Genomic DNA, 13339 nt, shown 5'->3' on the forward strand with positions numbered 1-13339 from the left:
TAAACCCAATGAAAAAGTCTCATCGAGACTTTTTTTTTGTTAAAATAACGAATCGAATATTAGAATTATATAACTATGAGCTTCATAAACAGCATTCTTAAAGCCTTTGTCGGTGATAAATCAGAGAAAGACGTAAAGGCATTACAGCCTTACTTGACTAAAACTAAAACATTTGAGGCAGCATTGTCTTCGTTATCTCACGACGATTTAAGGGCAAAGACTGCTGAATTTAAAAAGCGCATCCAAGCTGCTCGCCAACAAAAAGACGATCAGATTGCCGCTTTAAAACTTGAAGTGGAGCAAAAAGTTGATATAGATGAAAAAGAAGACATCTACGCTTCTATCGATGCTTTAGAGAAAGAAGCGTACGATATTTCGGAAAAAACATTGCTAGAGATCTTACCCGAAGCTTTTGCTGTAGTAAAAGAAACGGCTAAAAGATTTAAAGACAATGCAGTTGTTCGGGTAAAAGCAACTCCAAGCGATTTGAAATTTTCAGCCGCAAAAGAATATGTAACTGTTGAAGGTGATGAGGCTCTTTGGGCAAATCAATGGTCTGCAGCCGGAAAACTTATTACATGGGACATGATTCACTACGACGTTCAGTTGATTGGTGGAATGGTGTTGCACCAAGGAAAAGTAGCAGAAATGCAAACGGGTGAAGGAAAAACATTAGTTGCAACTTTACCACTATACTTAAATGCATTGACTGGAAACGGAGTACATTTAGTTACTGTCAATGATTATTTGGCAAAACGAGATAGTGCTTGGAAAGCGCCACTTTTTGAATTTCACGGAATGACAGTGGATTGTATTGACTTACACCAACCTAATTCTGACGAAAGACGTGCAGCATACAATGCCGACATTACTTATGGTACAAATAACGAATTTGGTTTTGATTATTTGAGAGACAACATGGCACATTCGCCAACAGATCTTGTACAGAGAAAACACAATTTCGCTATTGTGGATGAGGTGGATTCTGTATTAATTGATGACGCCAGAACGCCGTTAATTATCTCTGGTCCGGTTCCACAAGGAGACCGTCACGAATTCATGGAAATGAAACCAAAAATTGAAAATTTGGTTGCACTTCAACGTCAATTGGCCAATGGATTTTTGACAGAAGCTAAAAAATTAATTAAAGAAGGCAATACTAAAGACGGAGGTTTTCAATTATTGAGAGCATATAGAGCTTTGCCAAAAAATAAAGCTTTAATTAAATTTTTGAGTGAAGAAGGAATTAAACAATTGCTTCAGAAAACTGAAAATCAATACATGCAGGACAACAACCGCGACATGCATAAAATTGATGAAGCGTTGTATTTTGTTATTGAAGAAAAGAACAATCAAGTTGAATTATCAGACAACGGAATTAAATTCCTATCTACTAACGAAGATGCAGATTTCTTCGTACTTCCAGATATCGGAACTGAAATTGCCCGTATCGAGAAAATGAAATTGGAGAAAGATGCGGAAGCAGAAGAAAAAGAAAAACTTTTTGTTGACTTTAGTATCAAAAGTGAGCGTATACATACGTTAACTCAATTGCTTAAAGCTTATTCTCTTTTTGAAAAAGACGTGGAATATGTAATCATGGACAATAAGATCATGATTGTGGATGAGCAAACGGGTCGTATTATGGACGGTCGACGTTATTCTGACGGTTTGCACCAAGCCATTGAAGCCAAAGAAAACGTAAAAATTGAAGCGGCTACGCAAACTTTTGCAACCGTTACTTTGCAGAATTACTTTAGAATGTACAATAAACTTGCAGGTATGACCGGAACGGCCGTTACTGAAGCAGGAGAATTGTGGGAAATATATAAGTTAGACGTTGTTGAAATTCCAACCAACCGTCCAATGGCTCGTAATGATAAAGAAGATTTGATTTACCGTTCGGTACGTGAAAAATTCAACGCCGTTATCGAAGACGTTGCTGAATTATCTAAAGCAGGAAGGCCAGTTTTAATTGGAACAACATCTGTTGAAATTTCCGAATTATTAAGCCGAATGTTGAAAATGAGAAACGTTCCTCACAACGTTTTGAATGCAAAAATGCACAAGCAGGAAGCGCAAATCGTAGAAGAAGCGGGTAAACCAGGAGTTGTAACTATTGCAACAAATATGGCAGGTCGTGGAACTGATATTAAGCTAACACCAGAAGTAAAAGCAGCCGGCGGTTTAGCAATTATTGGAACAGAACGTCATGATTCACGTCGTGTGGACCGTCAGTTAAGAGGTCGTGCAGGTCGTCAAGGTGATGTGGGAAGTTCTCAATTTTATGTTTCGCTTGAAGATAACTTGATGCGTCTTTTTGGTTCAGAACGAGTTGCGAAAGTAATGGACAGAATGGGATTGAAAGAAGGTGAAGTAATTCAGCATTCTATGATGACCAAATCTATTGAAAGAGCACAGAAAAAAGTAGAAGAAAACAACTTTGGTGTTCGTAAACGTTTATTGGAATACGATGACGTTATGAATGCGCAACGTGAAGTGGTTTATAAAAGACGTCGTCACGCATTGCATGGTGAACGTTTGAAAGTAGATATTGCCAACATGATTTACGACACCTGTGAGTTAGTTGCAACTTCAAACAAAGAAGTAAACGATTTTAAGAATTTTGAATTTGAATTGATTCGTTATTTCTCTATTACTGATGCTATTACTGAAGGCGAATTTAACAAACTGACTCCAGTAGAAATTGCTGGAAAAGTGTACAAAAAAGCATTAGAATATTACACTGAAAAAACAGATCGTAGTGCTCGTGAGGCATTGCCTATCATTAAAAATGTTTTTGAAAACGAAAACAATCAATTTGAGCGAATTGTAGTTCCATTTACAGACGGAATCAAATCATTAAATGTGGTTACGGATTTGAAAAAAGCGTACGATTCAGAAGGAAAACAACTGATTGCAGATTTTGAGAAAAATATCACTCTAGCTATCGTTGATGAAGCTTGGAAGAAACACTTGCGTAAAATGGACGAGTTGAAACAATCAGTTCAACTAGCTGTTCACGAACAAAAAGATCCTTTGCTTATTTACAAATTTGAAGCATTCAAATTATTTAGTACGATGCTAAATGGCGTAAACAAAGAAGTGGTTTCTTTCTTATTCAAAGGAGATTTGCCACAGCAAAGTGTTCCAGCAACTATTCAAGAAGCGCAAGAAGTACGTCAAGTAGAAGATTATACGACTTCTAAAGATGAAATTCAAAATACCGACGAAGCTGCGGCTGAAAACCGTGAAGCGGGTCAGACGCAACAACGTCAAGTAACGGAAACGATCAAACGTGAAATGCCAAAAATCAACCGTAACGACAATATCACCATTAAAAAAGTAGCTACTGGAGAATCGGAAACGATGAAATATAAAAAAGCAGAATCACTATTGGCTTCTGGAGAATGGGTTATCGTAAAAGAATAATCCAAAGATAGAATTAACCTAAAATCCTCAAACTGAATACAGTTTGAGGATTTTTTTTTAGTGTAAAACTTTTCATAACTTCTTGAAATTCCGTTTTTTCAATTCGCCAAAAACCAAATTATCTCTTTACCTTTGCAACAGTTTAACTTTTATATATAAAATGAAACCCAACACACAACAACTAGTCGATTTAAGCACACAAGTAAGAAGAGACATTCTTCGTATGGTTCATGCCGTAAATTCAGGTCACCCGGGAGGTTCTCTTGGTTGTACCGAGTTTTTAGTAGCCTTGTACCAAAACATTATGGACCGAAAAGAAGGTTTTGACATGGACGGAATGAATGAAGATGTTTTCTTTCTTTCCAACGGTCACATTTCTCCCGTATTCTACAGCGTTTTAGCACGAAGCGGTTATTTTCCAGTATCGGAATTAGCTACATTTCGTTTGATCAACTCTAGACTACAAGGACATCCAACTACGCATGAAGGTTTACCTGGAATTAGAATTGCATCTGGTTCGCTAGGGCAAGGTTTATCGGTTTCAATTGGTGCGGCTCAAGCCAAAAAATTGAACAAAGACAACCATTTAGTGTACACTTTAATGGGCGACGGTGAATTGCAAGAAGGACAAAACTGGGAAGCAATCATGTATGCCTCTGCTAAAAAAGTAGACAACTTGATCGCAACAGTTGATTTAAACGGAAAGCAAATTGACGGATCTACAGATGAAGTATTACCAATGGGAAGCATTCGTGCCAAATTTGAAGCTTTTGGATGGGACGTACTTGATGTTAAAGAAGGAAACGATCTTGAAGCAATTATAGCTGGTTTAAACGAAGCAAAATCGTTGACAGGTAAAGGAAAACCGGTTTGTATTTTATTGCACACAGAAATGGGTAACGGAGTAGATTTCATGATGCATACGCACGCTTGGCACGGAAAAGCGCCAAATGATGAGCAATTAGCAAAAGCATTTGAGCAAAACGCGGAGACTTTAGGAGATTATTAATTTAGATAAAAGTAGTAAGAATTAAGTATTAAGACTTTTAAACAAGAATTCATGAAAAAATATACAAATACAGGAAATAAAGATACCCGTTCTGGTTTTGGAGCAGGATTGACAGAATTAGGTCAAAAAAACGAAAACGTAGTTGCACTTTGTGCAGATTTAATTGGCTCCTTAAAAATGGACGATTTCAAGAAAAATCATCCAGAGCGTTTCTTTCAAATTGGAATTGCAGAAGCCAACATGATTGGAATTGCAGCAGGTTTAACTATCGGTGGAAAAATTCCATTCACAGGAACATTTGCTAACTTTTCTACAGGAAGAGTGTACGATCAAATTCGTCAATCGGTAGCATATTCTGACAAAAATGTAAAAATATGTGCTTCACACGCAGGATTGACTTTAGGAGAAGATGGAGCAACACACCAAATATTGGAAGACATTGGATTGATGAAAATGTTGCCAGGAATGACTGTTATCAACACATGTGATTACAATCAAACAAAAGCAGCTACAATGGCAATAGCCGATCATCATGGACCAGTTTACTTGCGTTTTGGCCGTCCATCGGTTCCAAATTTCACACCTGAAAATGGCACTTTTGAAATAGGAAAAGCAGTAATGCTGACTGAAGGTTCAGACGTAACAATTATTGCAACCGGACATTTAGTTTGGGAAGCTTTAGTTGCAGCAGAAGCTTTAGAAGCAAAAGGGATTTCAGCAGAAGTAATCAACATCCACACCATAAAACCGTTGGACGAAAAAGCAATTTTAGCTTCACTGGCAAAAACAAAATGTGTGGTTACTGCAGAAGAGCACAACATAATGGGTGGTTTAGGCGAAAGCGTTTCGCGAGTATTGGCTTTAAATAGTCCTGCTCCACAAGAATTTGTAGCCGTTAACGATAGCTTTGGCGAATCGGGAACTCCAGCCCAATTGATGGATAAATACAAACTTAACAACGAAGCTATTGTAGCGGCAGTTGAGAAAGTAATGAAAAGAAAATAAATAACGTTTCATTTTAGACAAAAAAAATCCAGTTCGTAATGAACTGGATTTTTTTGTTATGCATATTTCAACTCTTTATTGACACGTAGCATCTAAATGTTTTTTAACCGTTCCACCTGGACAAGTAGGAATATCCTCAAATGCATATGGTTTTCCTGTTACTGGATTTTTAATCTCCAAATACGTACGAACATTATCGCCATCATCATCGGAATCCAAGAAGTCAGGAATATTATCGCCGTCTGTATCCACGGAATGCAAATCTTCTACACCTGCCCCATTTTCATATTTGGACAAGATACCATCTTGATCGTGATCTCGTTCTTGAATGGCATGTAATCGCACCGTAAATACCAATGGAGAATACGCTGGAATGTTGAACTGCGAGCTATTGTAGTATCCAATACCTGATGGCAAAAACACAACTCCAACACCATAATTATTGTAAGAAATAACACCATCTGTACCCACATTAATAGATTCAGCTGATTTTAACAATGTCGTAAATTGGCGAAATCCTGATATCAAAGCTTGTTCACCTTGAGATATAGCAGGAAATGTGGACCAAAATGGTGTATTATTAATGTCAAATTGATCATTTGTCAAGCGCCATCCACGGTAACTCACATAAGTAGAGTCAAATCTTGTCGCACTTTGACCGCCTCCTTCATTTATAACAAAATAATACATCTTATAGTCTACTGCATCATCCACACGACCGTCCACTAAATTAGAACTACGATTGTCATTTTTAACCATCTTAAATTTCAATGGGTAATCCGTATTATCCCAGATAGAAACTTTACCTTCGGTGTTTCCAACGATAAAAGTATCAATTTCAACGTCCACACGACCGTCAACATCGACAACCGCGAAACTATGGGTTTTTAAATACGATTCGATGGAATCTAAATCCGTTGGATATTGCACATCATAATCTCTAGGAGGTGTTACTTCTGTGTCGTCGTCTTCGCTACAAGAAAATAATACGATACTTAGTAAAGGCAAAATAAAATAAAACCTAAATTTGTTCATTTTTATAGAAAATTTTGCCCGCAAGATACAATATTGATTTATTTTTGAACAAATAATTAACGCTGATTTTACAAAACAAATGAGAATTGACAAATATTTATGGTGTGTACGGTATTATAAAACCCGAAACATGGTTACAGAAGCGTGTAAGAAAAATCATGTAACTGTAAACGGACTTGTAGCAAAGCCATCAAAAGAAGTTTTTGCCACGGACAAGATCACGTTTCGCAAGGATCAAATCATCCGAAAAATTACCGTATTGGACATTCCCGACAATCGTGTAGCGGCTAAACTTGTAGATATGTACCGAAAGGACGATACACCTGCAGCATCTTTTGAACATTTAGAATTGCTAAAGTTAGCCAAAGAACATTATCGAAAAAATGGCGAAGGCCGACCAACCAAAAAGGACCGACGCGACATTGACGATTATACTACAGATGTGGAACCGGAGACCGAGACCTAATCTTATATTTTAATTATTTACAATCTTAATCCATTAATCATGAGTCAAAATACCATCCTGAATCATCAAGAAATAGCCCACAAAATAAAGCGAATCGCCTATCAAATCTATGAAACTTTTGTAGACGAAGAGGAAATTGTAATCGCTGGTATTGCATCCAACGGCTTTACTTTTGCAGAAAAAATTGCGGAAACTTTGCAAGAAATCACGCCTTTAAAAGTTGTTTTGTGCGAGGTATTTATTGATAAACAAGATCCTACACAATCTATTACAACTTCCATCCCATCGGATAAATACAAAAACAAGGGGCTAATATTAGTAGACGACGTTTTAAATTCAGGAACGACATTAATTTACGGCGTACGCCATTTCCTGGATGTTCCATTGAAAAAATTTAAAACAGCAGTTCTAGTAGATCGAAATCATAAAAAATATCCCGTTAAAGCCGACTTTAAAGGCATTTCACTTTCTACCTCTTTATTTGAACACGTAAACGTAGTTTTTGAAAAAGACAACGATCACGCGTATTTAAGCTAATAGAGAAACAATTTCGTCTGTAATTTGTTTAGTATTCTTATCGTTCACAAAAACCTTTATTGAAGCTTGGTTGTAGAAATAACTGCGGTCAAATAAATGTTTCGCAATGTACTCTTGAAACTCTTCCTCATTTAGATTGGCTATTAGTGGTCGATTTTCGCGTTCTTTAGACAATCTTCTACTCAAAGTTGCTATGGAAGCATTTAAGTAAACAGAAACCGTATTTTGACCTGATAACAAAAGATGACTGTTAGCATAACAAGGTGTACCACCTCCCAAACTCAAAACGAAGGTTTGGTCAGTAACCATAATTTCGTTGAAAATCTGACTTTCCATCTTGCGGAAATAAATTTCTCCCTTCTGCAGAAAAATTTCTGAAATGGGCATTTCGAGACGTTTTTCAATTAATTGATCTAAATCATAGAACTGTATTTGTAAATGTTCCGCCACCAATTTACCGATTACAGTTTTGCCGGAACCCATATAGCCAAGTATCAAAATTTTTTTCATGATAATAAAGTCTTAAAAAACAATACGTTAAGTTTAAATGTAAAAAAAAGACAAATTTAAAGTAAAAAAGCTTGGAAAAATAAAGAATAAGGCCTTATATTTGCACCCGCATTCAAGGAAAGAAAATGACTCGATAGCTCAGTTGGTAGAGCACATCACTTTTAATGATGGGGTCCTGGGTTCGAGCCCCAGTCGGGTCACAAATTGACTTATTTCCTTGAATGTTTAGACTCGATAGCTCAGTTGGTAGAGCACATCACTTTTAATGATGGGGTCCTGGGTTCGAGCCCCAGTCGGGTCACAAAGGTCGTTCGTTTTTCGAATGACCTTTTTTTTTGGCCACGTGGAGAAACGGTAGACTTGCCAGCTTGAGGGGCTGGTGCTCGAAAGGGCGTGTGGGTTCGAATCCCATCGTGGTCACGGATTAAAAAAGTTGTAAAAATCAGTTAGCTACCTAAACTGTTTTCTACAACTTTTTTTAATTTCAAGACATTTCTAAAATTTCAAAATCTTGAATTAATCAGACAAGTATTGTAAGCTTTGAATTCCTCCTCAGATCCCTTTAATTATAACGCAAAACTCTCTGAATGCAGTACTACTTTCTGATTTAAGCATTAGCATCATTATCCGCCAAAATCCGTAAGCCAACCACATTCCTCTTACAATAGTGTTTTTCCACTCTTCTCTCTATTTAACGACAAATAAAAACATCAAAGAATGTGATGGTTCTACCACAGAATTTAGCTTCTAAATCATTGATGCCCTTAAACACCTATTCACGAGGTATGTTTTACAATGTCTTTGCAATATTACCTCAACTGCAAACTAACAAACTAAACCCTATCTTGTTTACACTTTTTAAACAAATAGAAGAACAAAAACAAAGAGCAACAAATCGCTATACTTCAGGCTATTAAAGCATGTAGTACTATAATAGCGTCATTTTTTTTGTTATATAGTCGAAAGAAAACGTTAAACAAATTAGTTTGTAAAAGATAATAACTGTACTTTTGTTTAAGATAAATTAAAATATGATGAACACTTTTAGAAATGCATATAGTATTAAAGACTTGGAAAATATTTCAGGTATTAAAGCGCATACCATTCGTATTTGGGAAAAAAGATACAACATCTTAGAACCTATGCGTACTGATACCAATATTCGTTATTACGACTTTATGAGTATCAAAAAGTTGTTAAATATTACATTGCTGCACAACCACGGTTACAAAATATCTAAAATTTCGCAGTATCCATCAGAGGACATTCCTAATTTAGTGAAGGAAATCATCACAGACAAGACGTATAAAAGTCATGCAATAAACGCATTCAAAGTGGCCATGTTGAACTTTGATCGCGAAGCATTTCTTAAAGCCTATGAGCAACTCTTAGCAAATAAATCTTTTACCAGTATTTTTAAAGACGTTTTTGTTCCGTTATTAAATGAAATCGGACTTTTATGGCAAACTAATACTATTACGGCAGCTCACGAACATTTCATCACTAATTTGATCAAACAAAAATTAGAGGTTGAACTTGAAATAATTTCCAGGTCCCAAGTTATAGTGCAGGACAAAGTATTTATTTTGTTTCTACCTATTCAGGAAATTCATGATTTGGGATTAAAATATTTAAATTACGAAGTAGTTAAAAACGGCTATAAAACCATTTACTTAGGCGAAAATATTGAAATTGAAGATTTACACAAAATGACTGAACAATTTGAGTCGCCTGTGTTTCTTACGTATATCACTACTTCACCCATGGCAGATGAAATAAATGGCTATATCACAAAGTTACAACAAACAATTTTAGACAATTCACCTCAGGCTGAATTGTGGATTACCGGTATTGGAATTGACAGTTTGCAAATGGAAACTGCTTCAAACCGAACGCGACTGTTCCTTTCTATGGATCACATTATTAAAACGCTATAATTTTAAAATAAAAATGTCACAAGAAATTGCAATTATAGGTTCGGGATTTTCATCTTTATCAGCCGCTTGCTATTTGGCTCAAGCCGGAAACAAAGTAACGATTTACGAAAAAAATGCTTCCATTGGAGGCAGAGCTCGACAATTAAAGAAAGAAGGCTTTACCTTTGATATGGGTCCGAGCTGGTACTGGATGCCCGACGTTTTTGAACGCTTCTTTAATGATTTTGGAAAAAAAACCAGCGATTATTACCACCTTATAAAACTTTCTCCAGCCTATCGCGTATATTACGGTATCAACGATTTTGTAAGTATTGCAGATAATTTAGAAGATATCATTAGCACATTTGAATCTATAGAAAAAGGAAGCGGCGTTAAATTAAAAAAGTTTATGGCTAATGCCAAAAGCAATTATGACATCGCAATCAAGGATTTAGTATATCGTCCAGGTGTTTCGCCACTTGAACTGATTACCGTTGAAACGGCGAAAAAAGTAGGCGAATTTTTCAGCACAATAAGTAGAGACGTGAAAAGTGAATTTAAAAACCAAAGGCTGATTCAAATTCTAGAATTTCCTGTTTTGTTTTTAGGTGCAAAACCTTCCGACACTCCTTCGTTTTATAGTTTCATGAATTATGCCGATTTTGGTTTAGGGACTTGGCATCCAGAAAACGGTATGTTTGATGTGGTTAAAGCTATGGAAAGCTTGGCAAAAGAGTTGGGCGTTTCATTTGAATTTAATGCCAATGTAAATAAAATTGTTGTTGAAAACGAGAAAGCTGTAGCCCTAATTGTAAATAACTCGCGTGTGGAAGCTGACGTAATTTTAAGTGGTGCAGATTACCACCATTCGGAAACTTTATTAGATTCTGAATACAGAATGTACTCTGAAAAGTATTGGGATAGCAGAGTTTTTGCACCTTCTTCCCTACTCTTCTATGTAGGTTTAAATAGAAAATTAGATAACATTGCACATCACGCTTTGTTTTTTGATGTTGACTTTGACCAGCATGCACGAGACATTTATGATGATCCAAAATGGCCCGATAATCCATTATTTTATGCTAATTTTCCCTCTGTAACAGATCCCTCAACAGCACCAGAAGGTATGGAATCTGCTTTTTTCTTAATACCTTTAGCACCAGGAATTGAAGATACTCCAAGTTTACGCGAAAAATATTTTGATAAAATTATTGACCGATTTGAAATTTTAACACAACAGAAGATTAAAAATAATATTATATTTAGCGAATCGTTCTGCAAAAATGATTTTGTTTCTGATTACAATTCCTATAAAGGAAACGCATACGGAATGGCAAATACGTTAATGCAAACTGCTTTTTTGAGACCAAAATTAAAAAGCAAGAAAGTAGGCAATTTATACTTTACCGGTCAACTGACAGTTCCCGGCCCAGGTGTTCCTCCGGCTTTGATTTCCGGAAAATTAGTATCTGAATTAATTAAAAAAAATTAAACTGCCTATGAAATCCATTTTTGACACCGTTTCATCTGATTGCAGTCGAATTGTAACCCGTTCGTACAGTACCTCTTTTTCTTCTGCCGTAAAAATGCTGGCTCCAGCTATTCGTCAGGATATTTATAATATTTATGGGTTTGTACGATTTGCAGATGAAATTGTGGACAGTTTTCACGATTACAATAAAATTGCACTTTTTGAACGTTTCGAGATCGACTTGCATTTGGCTTTGACAGAAAAAATTAGTTTAAACCCTATTTTAAATTCGTTCCAGCATACGGTAAATAAGTATGCTATAGACATAAAACTGATTGATGCATTTATGCACAGTATGCGATTGGATTTATACAAATCTGAATACAAAACTACTGAGGAGTACCATCAATATATTTACGGTTCTGCTGACGTAGTAGGCTTAATGTGCCTAAAAGTATTTGTAAAAGGTGATGTGGAAATGTACGAGAATTTAAAGGAATCTGCTATGCGATTGGGATCTGCGTTTCAAAAGGTCAACTTTTTGCGGGATTTGAAAGCAGATTTCGAAGATTTGAGTCGTACCTATTTTCCAAATACAGATCTTACCAAATTAGATGAAAATTCTAAAAACGAAATTATAAACGAAATTGAAGCCGACTTTAAAGCAGCTTACAAAGGAATTGTTAATCTGCCTTTAGAAGCTAAATTCGGAGTTTATACGGCTTATGTATATTATAAAAAATTGCTCACAAAACTAAAAAATACACCTTCTACCGAAATTAAAAACACGCGTATTCGGGTATCTGATTATCAGAAATTTGGCTTGTTTGCAAAATGTTACTTTACGTACAAATTAAATATTATCTAACTTTAAAGAATTAAAAACACAATGGGAATTCACATTTTAGTATTCTTTCTGACTTTTTTCTTCATGGAATTTATGGCTTGGTTCAGTCATAAATATATTATGCACGGATTTTTATGGAATCTTCATGCAGATCATCATAAGAAAGACCACGATTCATGGTTTGAACGCAATGATGCTTTTTTCATCATTTATGCAATCATCAGTATTGGATTTTTTCTGCTGTGGCAAACTGGAATTTTAGCAATAGGTTTAGCAATAGGTTTGGGTATTTTTGCATACGGTTTAGCTTATTTCATGGTACATGACATCTTCATCCACCAAAGATTCAAGTTGTTTAGAAATGCCAACAATAAGTATGCAAAAGCAGTACGACGCGCTCACAAAATGCACCACAAGCATATTGGAAAAGGCGATGGAGAGTGTTTCGGAATGCTTATAGTACCTTTTAAATATTTTAAATAACAACACAAAAAAGCCTTTCGATATACTAACGAAAGGCTTTATTTTTTTATGTTACAAAATAATTTCTGCTTTTATTTAACCGCTATTACTTTGCGGTTTTATTCAAAACATTTCCACCTGGAAGATTCATTTTATCAGTTAAAACAGAAAGCTCGTTCAGGTCGAAATTTCCGGTAAGCGACATTAAAATAGTTTCATTGCTCGGCCCACTATCCTCAATATACATCAGTAATTCTTTTATTTGACTTTTGGTTCCCGCAGATTTTACTAAAATTCGAATATTCTGTGTTCCATCTTTGACACGCATTAATTCTTCTAATCCCGCTGCAACAATATATTTATCTGCAGTAGCTTTTAAATCAGCTTTGATTTTTGGATTGGAAGTACTGAATTGCTTGAGATTGTCCAATTTTTTCGTCAAACTAATGTATTTCTGCATTTCTTTATCGTTGGGATCCATTTTAACATTTCCCATCATCTGAAACATCTTCTTTGTTACCAAAACCGATTTGACATTGTCCATTCCGTCAAATTTATCAAAGACCGCTTGCTGTGCAAAGATCAAATTTGGCAACACAGCAAATAAAATGAGGATATATAATTTTTTCATAATTTCTATTTTAAAATT

12 protein-coding genes and 3 tRNA genes are annotated in these 13339 nt (G+C 35.7%); 12 read left to right on the plus strand and 3 right to left on the minus strand.

From position 1 onward, the window contains the following. The first annotated feature begins 75 nt into the window (after window positions 1-75). The 3 genes from secA (at window position 76) to H602_RS0112085 (ending at window position 5446) form a co-directional block, all read left to right on the plus strand. Window positions 76-3432, plus strand: a complete 3357-nt coding sequence (gene secA, locus H602_RS0112075) for a preprotein translocase subunit SecA (protein ID WP_026978226.1) — start codon at window positions 76-78, stop codon at window positions 3430-3432. A 160-nt stretch (window positions 3433-3592) separates the two neighbouring features. Then, on the plus strand, window positions 3593-4441 hold the full coding sequence (locus H602_RS0112080; protein WP_026978227.1) for a transketolase: 849 nt from the start codon (window positions 3593-3595) through the stop codon (window positions 4439-4441). Window positions 4442-4492: 51 nt separating this feature from the next. Next, window positions 4493-5446, plus strand: a complete 954-nt coding sequence (locus tag H602_RS0112085; protein WP_026978228.1) for a transketolase family protein — start codon at window positions 4493-4495, stop codon at window positions 5444-5446. A 75-nt stretch (window positions 5447-5521) separates the two neighbouring features. Here H602_RS0112085 and H602_RS18820 read toward each other — a convergent pair whose 3' ends face one another. Next, window positions 5522-6481, minus strand: a complete 960-nt coding sequence (locus tag H602_RS18820) for an FKBP-type peptidyl-prolyl cis-trans isomerase (protein WP_051224450.1) — start codon at window positions 6479-6481, stop codon at window positions 5522-5524. A gap of 79 nt (window positions 6482-6560) precedes the next feature. On the opposite strand from H602_RS18820, the gene H602_RS0112095 reads away from it, so the two are divergent. Together H602_RS0112095 and H602_RS0112100 are read left to right on the plus strand one after the other, a co-directional pair. Continuing rightward, window positions 6561-6947: an RNA-binding S4 domain-containing protein gene (locus tag H602_RS0112095; protein ID WP_026978229.1), complete on the plus strand. Its 387-nt coding sequence runs from the start codon at window positions 6561-6563 to the stop codon at window positions 6945-6947. A gap of 39 nt (window positions 6948-6986) precedes the next feature. Beyond that, complete coding sequence (locus H602_RS0112100) at window positions 6987-7484, plus strand: phosphoribosyltransferase domain-containing protein (RefSeq protein ID WP_026978230.1); 498 nt, start codon at window positions 6987-6989, stop codon at window positions 7482-7484. Here the strand turns inward: H602_RS0112100 and H602_RS0112105 are convergent. Continuing rightward, entirely contained in the window at window positions 7476-7994 is a 519-nt protein-coding gene (locus tag H602_RS0112105; protein ID WP_026978231.1) for a shikimate kinase, read from the minus strand. The two genes, H602_RS0112100 and H602_RS0112105, sit on opposite strands and share 9 nt — an antisense overlap. Before the next feature lie 127 nt (window positions 7995-8121). On the opposite strand from H602_RS0112105, the gene H602_RS0112110 reads away from it, so the two are divergent. The 7 genes from H602_RS0112110 to H602_RS0112140 all read left to right on the plus strand — a co-directional run bounded on the left by H602_RS0112110 (window position 8122) and on the right by H602_RS0112140 (window position 12711). Continuing rightward, window positions 8122-8194, plus strand: a tRNA-Lys gene (locus H602_RS0112110). Between the two features lie 28 nt (window positions 8195-8222). Continuing rightward, window positions 8223-8295, plus strand: a tRNA-Lys gene (locus tag H602_RS0112115). Between the two features lie 36 nt (window positions 8296-8331). Beyond that, window positions 8332-8414, plus strand: a tRNA-Leu gene (locus H602_RS0112120). Between the two features lie 611 nt (window positions 8415-9025). Continuing rightward, window positions 9026-9931 (plus strand): MerR family transcriptional regulator, encoded by a 906-nt coding sequence (locus tag H602_RS0112125; RefSeq protein WP_026978232.1) that lies wholly within the window; start codon window positions 9026-9028, stop codon window positions 9929-9931. Between the two features lie 13 nt (window positions 9932-9944). Beyond that, a complete protein-coding gene (locus H602_RS0112130) occupies window positions 9945-11402 on the plus strand; it encodes a phytoene desaturase family protein (RefSeq protein ID WP_026978233.1) in 1458 nt (485 codons plus the stop codon). 7 nt (window positions 11403-11409) lie between these two features. After that, entirely contained in the window at window positions 11410-12249 is an 840-nt protein-coding gene (locus H602_RS0112135; protein ID WP_026978234.1) for a phytoene/squalene synthase family protein, read from the plus strand. A 21-nt stretch (window positions 12250-12270) separates the two neighbouring features. Continuing rightward, window positions 12271-12711 carry a sterol desaturase family protein gene (locus tag H602_RS0112140; protein WP_026978235.1) on the plus strand — a complete coding sequence of 147 codons (441 nt, stop codon included), beginning with the start codon at window positions 12271-12273 and terminating at the stop codon, window positions 12709-12711. Window positions 12712-12796: 85 nt separating this feature from the next. On the opposite strand, the gene H602_RS0112145 is transcribed toward H602_RS0112140, so the two are convergent. After that, entirely contained in the window at window positions 12797-13321 is a 525-nt protein-coding gene (locus H602_RS0112145) for a DUF4252 domain-containing protein (RefSeq protein ID WP_026978236.1), read from the minus strand. Between the last annotated feature and the right edge of the window lie 18 nt (window positions 13322-13339).

This window comes from Flavobacterium tegetincola DSM 22377 (assembly GCF_000425485.1).
Lineage (GTDB): Bacteria > Bacteroidota > Bacteroidia > Flavobacteriales > Flavobacteriaceae > Flavobacterium > Flavobacterium tegetincola.

What these genes read in the sequence shown, in the direction of transcription:
- secA (WP_026978226.1), top strand. Translation starts at nt 76, where the DNA reads ATGAGCTTCATAAACAGCATTCTTAAAGCCTTTGTCGGTGATAAATCA.
- H602_RS0112080 (WP_026978227.1), top strand. Translation starts at nt 3,593, where the DNA reads ATGAAACCCAACACACAACAACTAGTCGATTTAAGCACACAAGTAAGA.
- H602_RS0112085 (WP_026978228.1), top strand. Translation starts at nt 4,493, where the DNA reads ATGAAAAAATATACAAATACAGGAAATAAAGATACCCGTTCTGGTTTT.
- H602_RS18820 (WP_051224450.1), bottom strand. Translation starts at nt 6,481, where the DNA reads ATGAACAAATTTAGGTTTTATTTTATTTTGCCTTTACTAAGTATCGTA.
- H602_RS0112095 (WP_026978229.1), top strand. Translation starts at nt 6,561, where the DNA reads ATGAGAATTGACAAATATTTATGGTGTGTACGGTATTATAAAACCCGA.
- H602_RS0112100 (WP_026978230.1), top strand. Translation starts at nt 6,987, where the DNA reads ATGAGTCAAAATACCATCCTGAATCATCAAGAAATAGCCCACAAAATA.
- H602_RS0112105 (WP_026978231.1), bottom strand. Translation starts at nt 7,994, where the DNA reads ATGAAAAAAATTTTGATACTTGGCTATATGGGTTCCGGCAAAACTGTA.
- H602_RS0112125 (WP_026978232.1), top strand. Translation starts at nt 9,026, where the DNA reads ATGATGAACACTTTTAGAAATGCATATAGTATTAAAGACTTGGAAAAT.
- H602_RS0112130 (WP_026978233.1), top strand. Translation starts at nt 9,945, where the DNA reads ATGTCACAAGAAATTGCAATTATAGGTTCGGGATTTTCATCTTTATCA.
- H602_RS0112135 (WP_026978234.1), top strand. Translation starts at nt 11,410, where the DNA reads ATGAAATCCATTTTTGACACCGTTTCATCTGATTGCAGTCGAATTGTA.
- H602_RS0112140 (WP_026978235.1), top strand. Translation starts at nt 12,271, where the DNA reads ATGGGAATTCACATTTTAGTATTCTTTCTGACTTTTTTCTTCATGGAA.
- H602_RS0112145 (WP_026978236.1), bottom strand. Translation starts at nt 13,321, where the DNA reads ATGAAAAAATTATATATCCTCATTTTATTTGCTGTGTTGCCAAATTTG.